This is a genomic window from Shewanella maritima (assembly GCF_043643735.1).
Taxonomy (GTDB): domain Bacteria; phylum Pseudomonadota; class Gammaproteobacteria; order Enterobacterales; family Shewanellaceae; genus Shewanella; species Shewanella maritima_A.
On the sequence record NZ_JBHZSM010000002.1, the window covers coordinates 164,039 to 182,064 of the forward strand.

Below are 18,026 nucleotides of genomic sequence, written 5' to 3' on the forward strand. Positions count from 1 at the left end.
TAAGGGCAACTGTTTATGAAGCCATTGTTGATTGGCTTTTAAATTATGAAATCGTTGCCTGTGGTTTCTTACTTTGAAGCTTTTTATTTTGGCGCTTCTTATTTTGACGTTGTAACAGCATATCAGCAACAAAGATCACCAGCGCGCACCAAATAAAGCCAAAGGTGAGGCCTTTTTCAATATCAAAGGCTTCATCGTATAAGGTTATTGCTAACACAAACATGATACTAGGACCGATGTATTGGAAAAAACCCAATGTGGATAGTGGAATACGGATAGCAGCACCTGAAAAACACAGTAAAGGAATCGTAGTCACTATGCCGGCAGCTAACAAGAGTAGATTTAAATTAGTGGAATTATTGAGCATGTTGGCTGTGCCATTTACATCAAACGTAAAAGCTAGGTAGCCAAGCGCGACCGGTAATAAAATGGCAGTTTCAACCAGCAAGCCTGTTTTCGCATCGATGTTTACTTTTTTACGCAGCAAACCGTAAAAACCGAAAGTTGCGGCTAATGACAGTGAGATAATCGGCAAAGAGCCAAAAGAAATTAACTGCACCATCACCCCTATTGCAGCAAGACCAACAGCGCACCATTGCAGTTTACGTAGCTTCTCAGACAGAAACATCATACCCAGCAGTACATTAAACAGGGGGTTAATAAAGTAACCTAGACTGGCATCCAGCATTTGGTCGTTATTGACCGACCAGATAAAAATTAGCCAGTTAACGGCAATCAGAATTGACGTTGCGAGCAATACCCATAATTGCTTGGGTTGCTTTAGTAATTGCTTGAAGCGCCCAAACCCTCCCACAAACTTCATCAAGATGATCATGAACAAAAATGACCAAATAACCCTGTGCACTAAAATATCTGTGGCAGGAATATGAGTTAGTAGCTTGAAGTAAAGCGGTGCCACGCCCCAAAAACAGTAGGCACAAATGGCGAGAATAATTCCTTTACGGTACTCGGTATCAGGCATGGCAAACTCATGGGGCGAAACAAGGATGAGGGATTGTAGGGCGCACGATAGCGTTACACAAGAGAAACATGTGCAATAGTGAAAATTGGATTTTATTAGTCTGAATAAGTGAACTGTCGTTAACGTAAACTCGCTAGTCGACTAACCTACCATGTAGGTACCCGTTCCAAAGGCAATGTGTGTGCCTTGTTCGTTATGCAGTTCCATTCTACAAACGGATACACGGTTACCTGCGCGGATCACGCTGCCTGTACCTGTAAAGGTTTCGCCGCGTCCAGGGCGTAAATAATCTACACGTAAATCGATTGTCCCCAGCGTAGTTAATCTATTTTGCAGCTGTTCAATCGTCCAATCTTGTTTACTAGAAACAAGCCCAGCAAATGCAGTTAAGCCACCGACCACATCTAACAATGTTGCTGTAACACCGCCGTGAAGAATATTCTGATGTATGTTGCCAACCAGCTCAGGTTTCATATTTATCACCACTTCCACACCATCAGTGTCATAGCGCTTGATTTCTAGCCCCAATAAATTATGGAATGGAACCCGCTGGTCAAAGATATCAGCGACCTGTTGCAGTGCCGTTGTGTGTATTTGATTCGTCATGAACTATCCAATCGAAATAGGGAGTTGATACTAACTTAGCGATTACTTGGTCATATTTCAAACAAGTGTTTAACTATTATCCCAAGACATCACCGACTAGCTGATTTAGAATAGCTCGCTAATACCATCATCTACTGACATAGGTTTGCCTTCCCACTGTGACTGCTGAAGTTAACACTGCTATTGCTGAACAAGATACGGTTGCCACTACGCTGCAGCATGTATTTGGTTATCGTGACTTTCGCGAAGGCCAAAGGGATGTCATTGACCGTACTTTGGTGGGGCAAGATACCTTGGTCATTATGCCCACGGGTGGTGGTAAGAGTATGTGCTATCAACTCCCAGCATTATTGTTGCCTGGTGTCACGATTGTTGTGTCACCGTTGATTTCATTAATGAAAGACCAAGTAGATAGCTTATTGCAAACAGGGGTACAAGCCGCTTATATCAATTCTTCTCTTCCAAGAGAAGAAGCATTGCAAGTACTAAGGCGTTTGCATAGCGGTGAAATCAAATTACTTTATATTTCACCAGAAAAACTGTTGAGTTTTGATTTCCAAGAGCGGTTAACACATTTACATGTGTCCATGTTTGCCATTGATGAAGCCCATTGTATTAGCCAGTGGGGCCATGACTTTCGCCCTGAATATGCAGCGTTAGGTAAGTTGAAGCAGCAATACCCTCACATTCCACTGATGGCGCTTACCGCGACAGCAGACAATGCCACACGCTTGAGTATTTGTGAGCGTTTGCACATCCAACCGTACACTTTGCTTTCTAGTTTTGATAGGCCCAATATTCGCTACACTGTTGCTGAGAAACTCAATGCAGCTAATCAGCTGAGGCAGTTTTTAATGGCGCAGAATGGCAATAGTGGAATTGTGTATTGCAGTAGCCGCCGCCGTGTGGATGATGTGGCCCAAAGGCTCAGGTTACAAGGCTTTAAAGCGGAAGCTTATCATGCAGGGCGTAGCCAAGAAGAAAGGGCGCAAGTTCAAGATCAATTCTTGAAAGATCAAATCGACATAGTGGTAGCCACCGTTGCATTTGGTATGGGCATTAATAAATCCAATGTACGCTTTGTGGTGCATTATGATATCCCCAAAAGCATTGAGGCCTATTATCAAGAAACAGGCCGTGCAGGTCGTGATGGTCTAGAAGCTGAAGCATATATGTTGTTTGACCCTGCCGATATTGGCCGAGTAAAGCATCTTATTGAGCAATCTGAACCAGGGCCACAGCAGCAAGTAGAGTTTCATAAACTGCACAGTATGGCAGCCTTTGCCGAAGCGCAAACGTGTCGTCGCCAAGTGCTATTACACTATTTTGATGAAAGTGCGTCTGAACCATGTGGCAACTGTGATATTTGCCTTGACCCTCCCAAGCGATATAACGGCACCGAAGATGCACAAAAGGTATTATCTTGTGTGTTTCGCTTGAAGCAGCACTTTGGCATTAACCATGTGATTGATGTCTTAAGAGGCTCAAAAGCGACCAATGTGGTTGAAAGAGGCCATGATAAACTGTCAACTTGGGGCATAGGTAAAGATAAGTCTGCCGAACATTGGTTGAGTGTGACTCGTCAATTAATTCATTTAGGTTTAGCTAGCCAAGATATTACTCGAGGTTCATCATTAACTTTAAACCCAGCGGCAAGGCCAATATTAAAGTCTGAGTTGGCATTAATGTTAGCTGAGCCTCGTATTGCCTTAATTGCGACTGTAAAGCCGCGACACAGTCGCGCACCTCAGCAATATGATCGTAAGTTATTCGCTCGGCTTAAATTACTGCGCCGTGAGATTGCAGAAGAGCATGATATTCCACCTTATCTGGTGTTCAATGATGCGACCTTAGCAGAAATGGCCGCAATGACCCCAACTAGCCCTGGTGAAATGCTGGCCGTCAACGGTGTTGGACAAATTAAACTGGACAGGTTTGGCGGTGAGTTCTTAGATGAAATCAGCGATTACTTAACTAAGGGCTAAGGGCTAAGGGCTAAGGGCTAAGGGCTAAGTTGTGATGGCGTGGTGATTTTTATTTCTGTGACTCTTTCCTAGTCGTCGGTTTTAACCACTTATTTGCGCATATTCAATTACCAGCTTATGTAGCATCCGCTTTGTTTTTCGTTTCTTATCTCTTATCTCTTAATTCTTAATTCTTATTTCTTATTTCAATAAAAATTGGTTATCGCATTCAGACAACTGACCGTTTTGTCTATTGCAATTCAGAGGGAGACTGAAGGCTTTCTTATTCATTAACTTGAGATATTGTGTCTTGATTAAGCCAAATTGAAGCGGCAATTTTAGCCAGAAGCTGATGCTTTATCGTTAAATTGTAATCTTGGCAAGTTATCTGGCTATTTAAATTACTCATGTTCAGTAAAATTAGGTTGACATAAAGGCGCTGGCAAGATAAATATTAACCATCAACAGATTTTAGTAAGAATAGTTATTTAATTAATATGAATGTTTCAAAGCAACTTCTCGGGCTCCTTATTCTCTTACGCACTCGATGCGCGGAGTCCTTTGTGCTGCACACTAAGTAACTATTAGAGCAACCACAAACCCCGCGCACTATGCCGCGGGGTTTTTTATTTGTCCTTTTGAATTTTAAATATTTATGCAAAAGGCTGTGTTTATTTGAGCTTAAGCTTCACGGAGAAAAGTAATGTCTAATCAAGTAATTATTTTCGATACCACCTTACGGGATGGTGAGCAGGCATTGGCGGCGAGCCTAACTGTGAAAGAAAAGCTACAAATCGCATTCGCTCTAGAGCGTTTAGGTGTTGATGTCATGGAAGTGGGTTTTCCCGTGTCTTCACCGGGGGACTTTGAGTCTGTACAAACCATTGCAAAATCTATCAAGAACAGTCGTGTATGTGGTCTTTCTCGTGCCCTTGAAAAGGATATTGATGCTGCTGCACAGGCTTTATCTGTTGCTGAGCAATTTCGCATTCACACGTTCATCTCAACTTCCACTATCCATGTTGAGAGTAAACTAAAGCGTAGTTTTGATGACGTGCTAGACATGGCGGTAGGGGCAGTAAAATACGCACGTAAATTTACTGACGATGTTGAGTTCTCTTGTGAAGATGCAGGCCGTACACCGATAGATAATTTATGTCGTATGGTTGAAGAAGCTATTAAGGCTGGGGCACGCACCATTAATATCCCAGACACAGTAGGTTACACGGTGCCGAGTGAATTTGGCGGTATTATTCAAACTTTATTCAACCGCGTACCCAATATCGATCAAGCGGTAATTTCAGTACATTGCCATGATGATTTAGGTTTATCAGTTGCTAATTCCATTGCCGCTGTTGAGCAAGGTGCGCGACAAATTGAATGTACGATTAATGGTATTGGTGAACGAGCAGGCAACTGTTCTTTAGAAGAAATCGCCATGATTTTGAATACTCGTAAAGGCCTTTTAGATTTTGAGTGTGGCATTAACGCTAAGGAAATTCACCGCACATCTTCTTTAGTTAGCCAGCTATGTAATATGCCTATTCAAGCCAATAAAGCAGTAGTGGGCAGCAATGCTTTCTCACACTCCTCAGGTATTCATCAAGATGGCATGCTAAAAGCGAAGAACACCTATGAAATTATGACGCCAGAAAGCATAGGTTTAAATCGAAACAACCTAAATATGACATCGCGTAGTGGTCGCCATGTGATAAAGCATCGCATGGAAGAAATGGGCTATAAGCCTGAAGATTACGACATGGATAGTTTGTATGAGCAGTTCTTGAAATTGGCTGATAAAAAAGGTCAGGTGTTTGACTATGATCTTGAAGCTTTAGTATTTATGGAGTCACAGTCACAAGATGATGATCATTATCAATTGCAGCACTTGATGGTGCATTCTGATTCTAATGAAGGCGTGGCGACTGCAACAGTAAAAATTACCGTCGGCGATAAACAAATCACAGAGGCCGCAACAGGTAATGGCCCTGTTGATGCAGCCTATAATGCGATTGAACGTGCGACGGGTCGTGACATTAACATTACAAATTACCAATTGGCAGCTAAAGGTGAAGGGCAAAATGCGTTAGGGCAAGTTGACATCACGGCCAGTTATAACCAGCAAAATTTCCATGGTGTGGGCCTAGCAACGGACGTGGTTGAGTCATCAGCGCAAGCTTTAGTACATGTGATGAACCTGACTTACCGTGCGGACAAGGTAGCCGATTATAAACAACAAATTCATAAAGATAGGGAGCTAGTTGGCGTATGAGTTATCAAATAGCAGTATTAGCCGGAGATGGCATTGGCCCAGAAGTGATGGCTGAAGCACGCAAGGTTCTGGTTGAAGTTGAGAAACGCTTTGAGCTAAATATTGAGTACACCGAATACGATGTCGGTGGTATTGCCATTGATAATCATGGTTGCCCGCTTCCTGATGCGACATTGAAAGGCTGTGAAGCAGCCGATGCGATTTTATTTGGCAGTGTAGGCGGTCCTAAGTGGGAACATCTTGCCCCCAATGATCAACCTGAACGTGGTGCGTTATTGCCGCTTCGTGGTCATTTTGATTTGTTTTGTAATCTTCGCCCAGCCAAGCTGCATGCTGGTTTAGAGCATATGTCACCGCTTCGCAGTGATATTTCAAGCCGTGGTTTTGATGTGTTGTGCGTGCGAGAGCTCACTGGTGGCATTTATTTTGGTAAGCCTAAAGGCAGACAAGGTGAAGGCGCTGATGAAGAAGCGTTTGACACCATGCGTTATAGCCGCAGAGAAATTGAACGCATTAGTCGTATTGCATTTGAAGCAGCTCAAGGTCGTCGTAAAAAGGTGACTTCTGTAGATAAAGCCAATGTGTTGGCATGTTCAGTGCTATGGCGTGAAGTGGTTGAGTCTGTGGCTAAAGACTATCCAGATGTTGAGCTTGAACATATCTACATTGATAACGCGACAATGCAGTTATTACGCCGGCCAAATGAGTTTGATGTCATGCTTTGCTCAAACCTATTCGGTGACATTATTTCAGATGAAGTGGCGATGTTAACGGGCTCAATGGGGTTACTCTCTTCTGCCAGCTTAAATAGTGATGGCTTTGGTATGTACGAGCCTGCTGGTGGTAGTGCGCCTGATATTGCGGGTAAAGGCATCGCAAATCCAGTAGCACAAATCTTATCTGCAGCTTTATTACTGCGTCACAGCTTGAAACAAGAAGCGGCTGCCAGTGCCATTGAACGAGCCGTTGGTAAAGCCTTAGCTAATGGTTATTTAACGGGCGAGTTAGTCGATGCTGATAAGCGCGAACATGCTAAAACGACAGCTGAAATGGGCGATTATATTGCTCAAGTAGTCAAGGAGGGCGTGTAATGTCAACAACTGGCAATCCAAAAACCTTGTACGAAAAAGTATGGGATGCGCATGTGGTAGCAACGCCCGAAAACGAAGCGCCTATTATTTATGTGGATCGACATTTAGTCCATGAAGTGACATCACCTCAAGCCTTTAGTGGTCTTAAGGTCGCGGGGCGTCAATTACGTGCGCCCGAAAAAACCTTTGCCACAATGGATCATAATACGTCTACACGTAGCGCTAGCCTAGATGCATTAAGCCCAATGGCACGAACGCAAGTCGAAACCTTGGCGCAAAACTGTAAAGAGTCTGGCATTCGTTTATATGATATCCATCATCCAAATCAAGGTATTGTGCATGTAATGGGGCCTGAGCTAGGTATTACTTTACCGGGCAGTGTGATTGTATGTGGCGACTCCCATACCGCTACGCATGGCGCATTTGGTGCTTTGGCTTTTGGTATTGGCACCTCAGAAGTTGAACATGTACTTGCGACTCAGACACTACGCCAACTGAAAGCGAAAACCATGAAGGTAGAAGTTCGTGGTCAAGTGGCGCCCGGTATAACAGCTAAAGATATCGTACTGGCCATTATTGGACACTTGGGTATGGATGGCGGTACTGGCTATGTTGTTGAATTTTGTGGTGAAGCGATTGAAGCATTAAGCATGGAAGGACGCATGACTTTATGCAACATGGCCATCGAGATGGGTGCTAAGGCGGGTATGGTCGCGCCTGACCAGACGACATTTGATTACTTACAAGGTCGTGAGTTTGCGCCAAAAGGTGGAGATTGGTTGCATGCCGTTGCTGCTTGGCAAAAGCTATCTACCGATGCCGGTGCTAGTTTTGACGCTGAGGTTGTATTGCATGCAAAAGATATCGCGCCACAATTAACCTGGGGAACTAACCCTGGACAAGTGACCGCTATCGACACTGTTGTACCAGACCCGCAACAAGAGACCAATCAAACCGTTAAAACCAGCATGCAAAAGGCGCTTGAGTATATCGGCCTGACTGCAGGCACTAAAATGACTGATATTGCCATTAATAAGGTGTTTATCGGCTCATGTACTAATTCGCGAATCGAAGACTTACGCGCTGCAGCACATCATGCAAAAGGGCGTAAAGTTGCTGAAGGTGTGAGTGCTATCGTGGTGCCTGGTTCTGGACAAGTTAAATTACAAGCTGAAGCTGAAGGGCTAGATAAAATCTTCCTTGAGGCAGGCTTTGAATGGCGTTTACCAGGCTGTTCAATGTGTTTAGCGATGAATGATGACCGCTTGGAAGAAGGCGATCGCTGTGCATCAACCAGTAATCGTAATTTTGAAGGGCGTCAGGGACGTGGCAGTCGTACACACCTCGTCAGCCCTGCTATGGCTGCTGCTGCGGCGATTGCGGGTCACTTTGTCGATATTCGTCAACCCTATTAATTGCAACCTAACAGGAGAAACCTATGCAAGCTTTTACTACGCATACCGGCTTAGCGGTTGCCATTGATAGTGCCAATATCGATACCGACCAAATTATACCGAAACAGTTTTTATCAAAAGTGACTCGAGATGGGTTTGGGGTACATTTGTTTCATGATTGGCGTTATTTAGATGATGCTGGTGAGCAAAACAACCCTGAATTTAGCTTAAACCAAGCGCGATACCAAGGTGCGTCTATTTTATTGGCGCAAGAGAATTTTGGCTGTGGCTCAAGTCGAGAACATGCGCCATGGGCACTGCAGGACTTTGGTTTGAGGGCAATCATTGCCCCAAGCTTTGCTGATATTTTCTACGGCAATGCCATCAATAATGGTTTGTTGCCGGTAAAACTGACAGCTGAGCAGGTTCAGCTGTTAATCGATGAGGTGGCTGCAGAAGAAGGTGCAGAAATTAATGTCGATTTATCAGCATTAACTGTTACATCCCCTTCTGGAAGTACATTTGATTTTACGATTGCAGAATCAGCCAGACACAAACTACTTAATGGTCTGGATGCAATTGGCTTAACATTGTCGTTTGAGCAAAGTATTGCCGACTACGAAACCCAGATACCGAGTTGGTACCGTTAATAATCAAAATGCCCCAGTTTTTATGGCTGGGGCATTTTTGTCTTCTTGATCTTTGTTAACCTGTACTTTGTTAACTTGTGTTGAGTACTTATCATCTGCTAAAAGCATGATCTTTCATCCAAAAATCTTAGCAACGAGGTATTTGCAGTATTTCGTAAAGCCTACTTGCTAGCTTAAAACAGCTTACTCTATGTTATGAGTAGTGCTGTAAAAGTTTGTCTAGAATCGGCTTGTTAGCCTCGGGAAATTCGTATTGTGCTAGCTCATTGATGTTAACCCAAGCGATTTGTTGGGACTCCATCCCTTTAGCCTCTCCCGTAAAGTCAGTCACCAAGTGGATATCTAACAAGACATGTTTATCAGGGTAATCATGGCTTATTTTCATAAAGGGGATTGAGCTACCAACTTGTAAATTCACTTCTTCGGCTAATTCTCTTACAAGTGCTTGAGTGACTGTCTCGTCTGATTCGACTTTGCCGCCAGGAAATTCCCATTTACCGCCTTGATGCAGGTGGCCATGTCTTAATGCCAGTAAGATTTGTTGTTGATTATCGATAATCACACCCACAGCTACATGTACACGCTTTTGCATTGTTATCTCTTCGTATTGGTGAATATTAGTCTTGTTTGAAGAAGTCGCCTTCACCAAAGCCTGCGTCATCGAGATCGATGTCGTTAAAACATTGGCCATCGAACATATCTGGATCAGTAGGTGTCTTCACAGGAATCGCATGCTTTTCATCAGCCCAGTCGCCTAGATCGATGAGTTTACAACGCTCGCTGCAAAAGGGTTTGAATTCTGAACTAGGTTGCCAAGGCACGGATTTTTTACAAATAGGGCAATTTACAATGGTAGGCATAACAGTTTTAGCAATTAGAAATAATGGTGTCAGTGTAAAGTCTTTATTCGCAAGTGGCTAGCATGAAAGTAATCGGTTTATCGGTATGCTTTTGCTTGTGGAAGTCAACAAAATGAATGGCAAAACGGTTACGGTGGCCACTGATGGTTGGGTAGCACTGCTGATCTGGTTCAATCTTTACTCTAATCAATGACAGCATTTTATCGCTATTAGTTTGGTAAAAACCTGCTTCAGCGGTGGCATGAATAAACTTGGCGGTTTCTCTTAACAGTTTCAGTAATAGATTAATTGCACCTAACAGAGGCTGGAATTCACTTACCCAATGGAGAATATCTAATTGTCGCTTTGGCCAAGGTAGCTCTAACCAAAAATGCAGTTGTGGCAAGTCGAAATTACAACACGCGCCAGGCATGCTGAATCTGTGTTTAAGTGCTGACAGGAATTTGTCTTGTTTTAATTTAGCGCCAAGTCTTTCTGATTGATTTAATGCTTGCTTTGCATCGCTCAGTTCACTGATGAGTTCAGAAATTTGTTGTTTGTCTACATGGGGAAGGTTATGCCACTTTGACAGCAACAACACTTGCTTATCGATATCTTTGAGCACATCAGACGTGAAGTCACAACGTTCGGTTAGTTCAGCAAGTGCAAAAATAGGCTCAAAACAAAAATGATGATGATCCTGCTGAGTCACTTGAGCAATTTTTTCCGAGAGATGTTCTAAACGCAAATAATTGCGTGTTTTCTCATTCAACGGCTGTTCATATATCAAGTGAGTCATGGTTGCGTACTCTTATCGGGAGCGTCTTTTTATTCGTGTTAGTTTAATTGGCAGATATACTTCATCGGCAAAAAGTTGTGCTTTGAGTGTACGCTATTGGTTAGCGTTGCTGAACTAAGCTTAAAAAGTGTTGATGCAACTCATTAACTTGCTTGGATAATGACGATACATCACCTTGATTATCAATAATGTGATCAGCTTTGCTCAGACGTTGCTCTCGGCTCATTTGGCTATCGATAATTTTTTGGATTTCAGCTTGTGAAGTTGAATCACGAGCAGCCGAACGTTGCTTCTGCAAATCGGCTGAAATATCGACAACTAAAGTCGTATTGACTAAGCTATCTAACCCGTTCTCAAATAGCAAGGGTACAACCAAAATAACATAGTCACTTTTGGCATTATGTACATGCTCTAACATGGTTTTTCTGATCAATGGGTGCAATAGATTATTGAGCCATAACCTTTCATTTTCATGGCTGAATACCCGCCCCCGTAATGCTTGGCGATTCAAGCTACCATCTGCATTTAATACCGCATTGCCAAAATGTGCCGCAATGGCATTTAATCCCTCGGTATTCGGCTTTACGACATCACGCGCGACCACATCGGCATCAACTAACTCAATGCCTTTACCTGCAAATAAGTTGGCTACAGTGGTTTTGCCACTGCCAATGCCGCCAGTTAAGCCGACAATGAATGGTGCGGAGCTCATAGCGTGCTTAAATACCAGTTAACGATATCAGCGCCCCATATCATGGCCACCCAGCCAGCAATAGCAATATAAGGCCCGAAAGGAATAGGCTTACCTGAATGCAGTTTTTTAGTGGCAATCATGGCTATCCCAATCACAGCACCCACAGCAGAGGAAAGTAAAATGATCAGTGGTAGCATTTGCCAGCCTAACCACGCACCAAACACGGCCATAAGCTTGAAATCGCCATAACCCATTCCTTCCTTGCCAGTAACCAACTTAAATAGCCAAAACACGCTCCATAAGCTTAAGTAACCTGCCGCTGCGCCAATGAGAGAGTCTTGAGGCGTGGTGAATGTACCCTGCAAATTGACTAATAATCCAAGCCATAATATTGGTAGCGTAATTTGATCTGGCAGTAGCATTTCATCGAGATCGATACCTGTTAACGCCACTAATGCGAAGGTTAAAATGGATGCCAATAAAAACTCAGTTGTAGGGCCAAAGTGCCACGCTAACGTCGCGATGAGTGCACCCGTGATAAATTCAACAACAGGGTAGCGTGCTGAAATACTAGCACTGCAATTAGCACACTTTCCTTTAAGCATTAGCCAGCCCAAAATAGGTAAGTTGTGCCATGGTTTAATCTTGCTGCCACATTTTGGGCAAGCAGACGTAGGCACAACAATGTTGTATTTTTTTGGGAAGCTATCTATAGGCTTATTCAGGCGCTCTTCGCCCACTTGTTTGACAATATCGGGGTGATATTCACTTAAGTAAAAATTACATTCACTTTGCCACTCACGCTTCATCATCACGGGTAAGCGGTGGATTACTACATTCAAAAAGCTGCCAATGGTGGCAGCAAAGATGAATGTTATTGCAGTAAACAGCCAAGGGGATTGGCTCATAGTATTTAAGAAAGTATCGATAAATTGGTTCATATTATAATTTTTTAAAGAATGCAGCTTATTGCAAAGCTGCTTAGCCGACAACATTACCCATTTGGAAAATTGGTAAGTACATACCTACGATTAAGCCGCCTACAATAGTACCAATAACGACCATCATGATCGGCTCAATTAAGCTTGAAAGCCCATCGACAGCATCATCTACTTGCATTTCATAAATATTGGCTACCTTGTTAAGCATTTCATCTAACCCACCAGACTCTTCACCAATCATCACCATCTGAATCAGCATGTCAGGGAACAAGCCTGTGGTGCGCATAGCCACATTCATTTGCATACCAGCCATAACCTCAGTACGCACCTTGATGAGAGCTTTGCGATATACAGCATTGCCAGATGCTCCTGCCGCTGATTCTAATCCATCAATAAGCGGTACACCGGCAGCAAAGGTAGTTGCTAGTGTGCGTGCAAAACGCGCCATAGAGGCTTTATGCAATATATCGCCAATAGCAGGGATTTTAAGGAGTGAGGCATCAACTTGATCTCTAAAGGCTTGAGAATTCCTATGGGCTCTTTTAAATAAAAAAATTGAAGCAATGATTGCTAATACAAATACCCACCAGGTACTTTGTAACCATTCTGAAATGTTTATGATTAACTGAGTAAATGCGGGGAGTTCTGCACCAAAGCCATTAAAAATTTCTTCAAATTGTGGCACCACAAATAGGAGAAGTAGAGTGGTTACTGCAATAGCAACTACAACAACTGCTGCTGGGTAAAACATGGCTTTCTTAATCTTTGACTTAAGCGCTTCCGCTTTTTCTCTGTAGGTCGCAATTCTGTCAAATACGGCATCTAGAGCACCTGAATGCTCACCTGCAGCAACTAAGTCCACATACAAATCATCAAAGTATTGGCGGTGAGGGCGTAATGAATCAGAAAGAGGGATACCTGATTGTACGTCTGAAAGAATGGTTCCAAGTAGCTCACGTACCTTAGCTTTCTCGTGACCACGACCTAATAGCTCAATAGTCGTTACTAAAGGTACACCAGCAGATAGCATAGTAGCAATTTGTCTGGTAATCATGGCAATGTCCATTGCCGTAATCTTTTTCTCAGATTTGAATAGCGGTGGGGATTTTTTTCTTACACTCTTTGGCGAAATGCCTTGGCGTTTTAAGGTGCTGCGAATTTCAGCAATACTGGTACCACGCAGCTCACCCGAGGTACGCTGCCCATCACCATTTAAGCCTTTCCATTCAAAAGTAAAAATTTTGGGTTGGTGCTTTACCTTTGACTTATTTTTTTTTGCTGTCGCCGTCGCCATGTAACAATTCCTTGTAGGCTTTCAATCACTCTATTTAGTTTGGAAGTTTAAGTTGGGAGCCTAATCTCGCTAAAATGCGTTAAATCCGTTTTTTCAATTTCCACACATAGAGAATACTATAGTATGTTTCTGATTTTAGTATGAATCATTAAACGTGTTAATTAAAGCTAGTGACACGATTAATTTCGGTAATGCTAGTTACCCCTTTGACTACTTTCAATAAGCCAGACTGACGTAGGTTTTTCATACCATTGGCTGCTGCTTGATTAGCGATTTGAAGCGAGTTACCGCCTTCCATGATGGTGCGAGCTATATCATCGGACATTTTCATCACTTCATAAATACCGACACGGCCTTTGTAACCACCAGAACATAAATCACAACCAACAGGTTTAAATACAGTAAAGCCTTGCTCAATATCTTCTTTACTAAAGCCTAACCTCTCCAGTTCTGGCTGTGGAACATCCTCCGCTTCTTTACAGGCAGGACAGAGTCGTCTCGCTAGACGCTGAGCAATAATCAAATTCACCGAGCTGGCAATGTTATACCCAGGCACGCCCATATTGATTAAACGGGTTAAGGTTTCTGCTGCTGAGTTTGTATGTAATGTGGATAATACTAAGTGACCGGTTTGTGCCGCTTTAATGGCAATTTCGGCAGTTTCTAAATCGCGGATCTCACCGACCATGACCACATCTGGATCTTGACGAAGGAACGAACGAAGCGCAGAGGCGAAGGTTAACCCGGCTTTTAAGTTAATATGAACCTGATTAACCCCTTCAAGGTTAATTTCCACAGGATCTTCTGCAGTGGAAATATTGCGCTCTTCTGTATTCAGGATATTTAGCCCAGTATAGAGGGATACGGTTTTGCCTGAGCCGGTTGGACCGGTGACTAGAATCATCCCCTGAGGTTTAGCAAGCATTTCTTCATAGAGCTGACGCTGCTCATCTTCATAGCCGAGCTTTTCAATACCCAATTGAGCAGAAGATGAATCCAAGATACGCATTACAATCTTCTCGCCCCAAATCGTAGGCAAGGTACTGACACGAAAATCAATGGACTTGGTACGCGACAGCTTCATTTTAATGCGACCATCCTGCGGTACACGGCGCTCGGCAATATCCAGCTTGGACATTACTTTTAAACGGGCTGAAATCCGGCCAGACAAGTTGACAGGTGGTTCTGAAACTTCATGTAAAATGCCGTCAATACGAAAACGAATGCGGTAGCGTTTCTCATAGGGCTCAAAATGTAAATCAGAGGCACCTTTGCGTATGGCATCAGTGAGGATTTTGTTGATATAAATAACAATCGGCGCATCATCGCTGCTATCACCTTCCGGTTCATCTCGGCGTTCAGTTTCCGCCACTTCCATTCCGGCTAGCGCTTCTTCATCGACGCCTGATAAATCTAAACTTGATAAATCATCTTCCAATACTTTTTCTAGTATGTGCTGTAATTTATCATCTTCGACTAGAATAGCTTCAGCGTGAAGTCCAAGACTAAATTGAAAGTCTTCTAAAGCGGTAATGTTAGTCGGATCTGAAGATGCAATATATAAACGGTTGCCGCGCTTGAATAGGGGTAAGCATTTATGTTTATCAATGAGCTTTTTGTTGAGGAGCTCTTCAGGAATGCTGGAAATGTCGAATTCGGTTAAATCTAGGAATGGAATACCATATTCTTCATAACACAGTTCAGCGATCTCCCTAGCAGAAAGATATTTAGAGTTAATTATTGATGTGACTAATGCCTCTTTGGTTTTACGAGAGTGCGCAATAACGTTAGTAAGCTGTTCTTCAGTTAGTAATTGTTTTTTAGCGAATAATGAAGATAAGCCAAGATTAAGCGCAGTAGAAGGCATCCGATTAAATCTCTATCAAAAGTAATAAAGTATATTATTATCAAAAATGCAAAGATAAACAAAGAAAAAGGCAGCTTTAGCTGCCTTTTCGTAAATAGAAGTATGTTTTAAGCACAGTTTCCTGGCTTGAATTTAGCCTCTAAATCGGATGTACAACTCCAAACGCCTTCAGCGGTACGGGATAAGGTAATCTTTTTACCAGTGAACTTGTCTGCGTTTCCGCCAACTGCAGTACATTCAATAGTGGTTGTACCTGTTAATGCGATATCGCAATATGTTCCACCTGTAGCCGTTTGGCCAATATAACCAGCAGCTGTAGAAGTTGTACTAGGTGTTTTTCCTTCGTTAACAGCTATCTCAAATGCAGATTTAAGACCTGATACTTCAGAATATGCTGAGCCAGCTTGGGATTTAACAGTATAGTCCTGATATGCAGGCAATGCGATTGCTGCAAGAATACCGATGATCGCGACTACGATCATTAATTCAATAAGGGTGAAACCCTTAGCTTTGTTGATTTGGTTGATACCTTTCATTTTCTCTCTCCGTAAAAATTACTGCGACACTTACATTAGTGTTGGAACATTTTAGTGTTGAAACATTACGCTCAGCAAAAGCTAGCAAAAGTGCCTCGGTCTACAGTTTTAAAATCGCTATCAAACTTGGAGTTGGCAAACTTCAAAAAGTGATAACTCATTATTATGCTGAAATTGGTGTTAAGTTAGGCCACACCGCATTCTGTATTTTCCTACTTGATTGTGATCTTGGTATCGGCAGGATGCATCCAAACTTAACCAAATCTTATCAACCTCGTATGACTTTCGGCTGAGTGTTAACTTTAGCGCAATTATGCAACATTGAGCAACAATTGTTAAATTGTGACAGTCAAGATTGCAACATTGAATTTGCGTCATAGTTAAACAAAATAGGCCGAAAGGCCATCTCGCCTGTGTTAAACGGTAGTATAAAGTTGAGATAAATGGAATAGTATTGTTGAGATAAATACTATTATTTCCTAAAAATTCTGATTGTTAGCCATTTTTTAACTTCTAGTTATAGCAATTTTTTGACATATGACATTTAGCTGAAGAAAATTTGGCGTAATTAACCTAATGCTAGAAAACTGACGTACAACTTTCGGTTGATTAGAATTAAAAAATTAACATTTTAAACGCTAACGACGTTGTTGAGAGGATGCGCGGTGTAACTAATATGTAACATTTGGTGTGAGAACAAATTCACTTAATGAGTGATAATATGCATGAAGTAGAGCGGAGTTCTATTGAAGTGATTGTTTGTCTAAAGGATTGATTTGGTCACATGGACTACTGATAAAAATGAAGCGTTTTTTATTAGATGACGCGACAGAATGAAAATCCCCGCTCAACAATTTGCGGGGATGGTTTAGCACTATATACGCAACAAAAAACAATGCAGAATATGCAACAAACAACAATGCAAAAAATATATTACAAGTGAGACTTGTGCTTAGCACTTAGCACTTAGCACTTAGCACTTAGCACTTAGCACTTAGCACTTAGCACTTAGCATTTAAGCTCATCAACTCTTCACACGTAACGATAAGTCCATTGCTTTTACATGTTTTGTTAATGCACCAACCGAAATGTAATCCACGCCAGTTTTAGCAAAGTTAGCGATGGTGTCTAGGGTGACATTACCCGACACTTCTAACTTAGTTTGTTGACCTTTTTCTTTGTATTGATTGTTGATGCTCACAGCCTCTACCATCATAGTGACATCAAAGTTGTCTAGCATGATGATATCTGCACCACCATCTAACGCTTGGGTAAGTTCATCGATAGATTCTACTTCTACTTCAACGGGTTTATCGTTGTGCATCTGCCTTGCAGCTGTAATGGCATTGGCTATGCCACCACAAGCAAATATGTGATTTTCTTTGATAAGGAAAGCATCAAATAAACCGATGCGGTGGTTTTTACCGCCGCCACAGGTTACCGCGTACTTTTGAGCAGTGCGAAGTCCTGGAATGGTTTTACGAGTATCGAGCAATTTTGTATGAGTACCAGCAAGTTTATCAACATACAACTTAGTTAAGCTGGCAACCCCAGACAAGGTTTGAATGAAGTTCATTGCCGTACGTTCACCCGTTAGAATAGCGCGTGCAGGACCTGATAGTTCACATAAGACTTGATTCGGTACTACTAAGTCACCGTCGTCAACGTGCCAGTGAAGGGCAACTTCACCACCTAACTGATTAAACACTTGTTCTGCCCAAGCTTTGCCACAAAATACGCCTTCTTCACGCGTGATAAGCGAGCTTTCTACATATTTATCTGCAGGTATAAGCGCTGCTGTAATATCTGCAGCTAACAGTTCTTGTACGTTTTGATTTTCCCAATAACCTAAATCTTCATTAAGCGCGGTTTTTACGGCATGGCGAATATCATTTTCTAACATGATGCGATGTCCTTGCAAAGGTGACACAACCTAAGGTGGTTGGCATTGAAATAATGCGGCTGTATATGGCGTAAGATTAGCATAATTGATATGGTCTCACCTATAGTTTCAATGGAGTTTATTGACTGATATTTATCTGTTTAAGTCTTATAGCTCAATCCCGTGAACAAAACCCTAGTGTGAGAATCGGTGAA

At 42.4% G+C, this 18,026-nt stretch carries 16 protein-coding genes; 5 read left to right on the forward strand and 11 right to left on the reverse strand.

All coding sequences use genetic code 11. The features are described 5' to 3' along the window. Positions 1-43: 43 nt before the first annotated feature. Both rarD and ACHUGF_RS02925 read right to left on the reverse strand, forming a co-directional pair. A complete protein-coding gene (gene rarD / locus ACHUGF_RS02920) occupies positions 44-982 on the reverse strand; it encodes an EamA family transporter RarD (RefSeq protein ID WP_394129283.1) in 939 nt (312 codons plus the stop codon). A 141-nt stretch (positions 983-1,123) separates the two neighbouring features. After that, entirely contained in the window at positions 1,124-1,588 is a 465-nt protein-coding gene (locus ACHUGF_RS02925; protein WP_394129284.1) for a thioesterase family protein, read from the reverse strand. 158 nt (positions 1,589-1,746) lie between these two features. Here ACHUGF_RS02925 and recQ point away from each other — a divergent pair, with 158 nt between their 5' ends. The 5 genes from recQ to leuD all read left to right on the forward strand — a co-directional run bounded on the left by recQ (position 1,747) and on the right by leuD (position 8,959). Then, positions 1,747-3,573, forward strand: a complete 1,827-nt coding sequence (recQ, locus tag ACHUGF_RS02930; RefSeq protein ID WP_394129285.1) for a DNA helicase RecQ — start codon at positions 1,747-1,749, stop codon at positions 3,571-3,573. Positions 3,574-4,255: 682 nt separating this feature from the next. Further along, positions 4,256-5,824: a 2-isopropylmalate synthase gene (gene leuA / locus ACHUGF_RS02935; protein WP_394129286.1), complete on the forward strand. Its 1,569-nt coding sequence runs from the start codon at positions 4,256-4,258 to the stop codon at positions 5,822-5,824. After that, positions 5,821-6,915: a 3-isopropylmalate dehydrogenase gene (leuB, locus tag ACHUGF_RS02940; RefSeq protein WP_394129287.1), complete on the forward strand. Its 1,095-nt coding sequence runs from the start codon at positions 5,821-5,823 to the stop codon at positions 6,913-6,915. The genes leuA and leuB overlap by 4 nt, the downstream gene beginning before the upstream one ends. After that, positions 6,915-8,330 (forward strand): 3-isopropylmalate dehydratase large subunit, encoded by a 1,416-nt coding sequence (gene leuC, locus ACHUGF_RS02945; protein WP_394129288.1) that lies wholly within the window; start codon positions 6,915-6,917, stop codon positions 8,328-8,330. Before leuB ends, leuC begins: the two co-directional genes overlap by 1 nt. A 23-nt stretch (positions 8,331-8,353) precedes the next feature. Continuing rightward, complete coding sequence (gene leuD / locus ACHUGF_RS02950; RefSeq protein WP_394129289.1) at positions 8,354-8,959, forward strand: 3-isopropylmalate dehydratase small subunit; 606 nt, start codon at positions 8,354-8,356, stop codon at positions 8,957-8,959. Between the two features lie 193 nt (positions 8,960-9,152). Here the strand turns inward: leuD and mutT are convergent, their stop codons facing one another. The 9 genes from mutT to nadC form a co-directional block, all read right to left on the reverse strand. After that, positions 9,153-9,551: an 8-oxo-dGTP diphosphatase MutT gene (gene mutT / locus ACHUGF_RS02955; protein WP_394129290.1), complete on the reverse strand. Its 399-nt coding sequence runs from the start codon at positions 9,549-9,551 to the stop codon at positions 9,153-9,155. A gap of 25 nt (positions 9,552-9,576) precedes the next feature. Next, positions 9,577-9,819 (reverse strand): DNA gyrase inhibitor YacG, encoded by a 243-nt coding sequence (gene yacG / locus ACHUGF_RS02960; RefSeq protein ID WP_394129291.1) that lies wholly within the window; start codon positions 9,817-9,819, stop codon positions 9,577-9,579. Between the two features lie 43 nt (positions 9,820-9,862). Beyond that, positions 9,863-10,597 carry a cell division protein ZapD gene (gene zapD / locus ACHUGF_RS02965; protein ID WP_394129292.1) on the reverse strand — a complete coding sequence of 245 codons (735 nt, stop codon included), beginning with the start codon at positions 10,595-10,597 and terminating at the stop codon, positions 9,863-9,865. 100 nt (positions 10,598-10,697) lie between these two features. Continuing rightward, positions 10,698-11,309, reverse strand: a complete 612-nt coding sequence (gene coaE, locus ACHUGF_RS02970) for a dephospho-CoA kinase (RefSeq protein WP_394129293.1) — start codon at positions 11,307-11,309, stop codon at positions 10,698-10,700. Then, positions 11,306-12,232 carry a prepilin peptidase gene (locus tag ACHUGF_RS02975; protein ID WP_394129294.1) on the reverse strand — a complete coding sequence of 309 codons (927 nt, stop codon included), beginning with the start codon at positions 12,230-12,232 and terminating at the stop codon, positions 11,306-11,308. The genes coaE and ACHUGF_RS02975 overlap by 4 nt, the downstream gene beginning before the upstream one ends. A gap of 40 nt (positions 12,233-12,272) precedes the next feature. Further along, on the reverse strand, positions 12,273-13,526 hold the full coding sequence (locus tag ACHUGF_RS02980) for a type II secretion system F family protein (protein ID WP_394129295.1): 1,254 nt from the start codon (positions 13,524-13,526) through the stop codon (positions 12,273-12,275). Positions 13,527-13,683: 157 nt separating this feature from the next. After that, entirely contained in the window at positions 13,684-15,393 is a 1,710-nt protein-coding gene (gene pilB, locus ACHUGF_RS02985; protein ID WP_394129296.1) for a type IV-A pilus assembly ATPase PilB, read from the reverse strand. A gap of 107 nt (positions 15,394-15,500) precedes the next feature. Beyond that, positions 15,501-15,929, reverse strand: a complete 429-nt coding sequence (locus tag ACHUGF_RS02990; protein WP_394129297.1) for a pilin — start codon at positions 15,927-15,929, stop codon at positions 15,501-15,503. A 1,024-nt stretch (positions 15,930-16,953) separates the two neighbouring features. Further along, positions 16,954-17,832, reverse strand: a complete 879-nt coding sequence (nadC, locus tag ACHUGF_RS02995; RefSeq protein WP_394129298.1) for a carboxylating nicotinate-nucleotide diphosphorylase — start codon at positions 17,830-17,832, stop codon at positions 16,954-16,956. Positions 17,833-18,026: the final 194 nt, after the last annotated feature.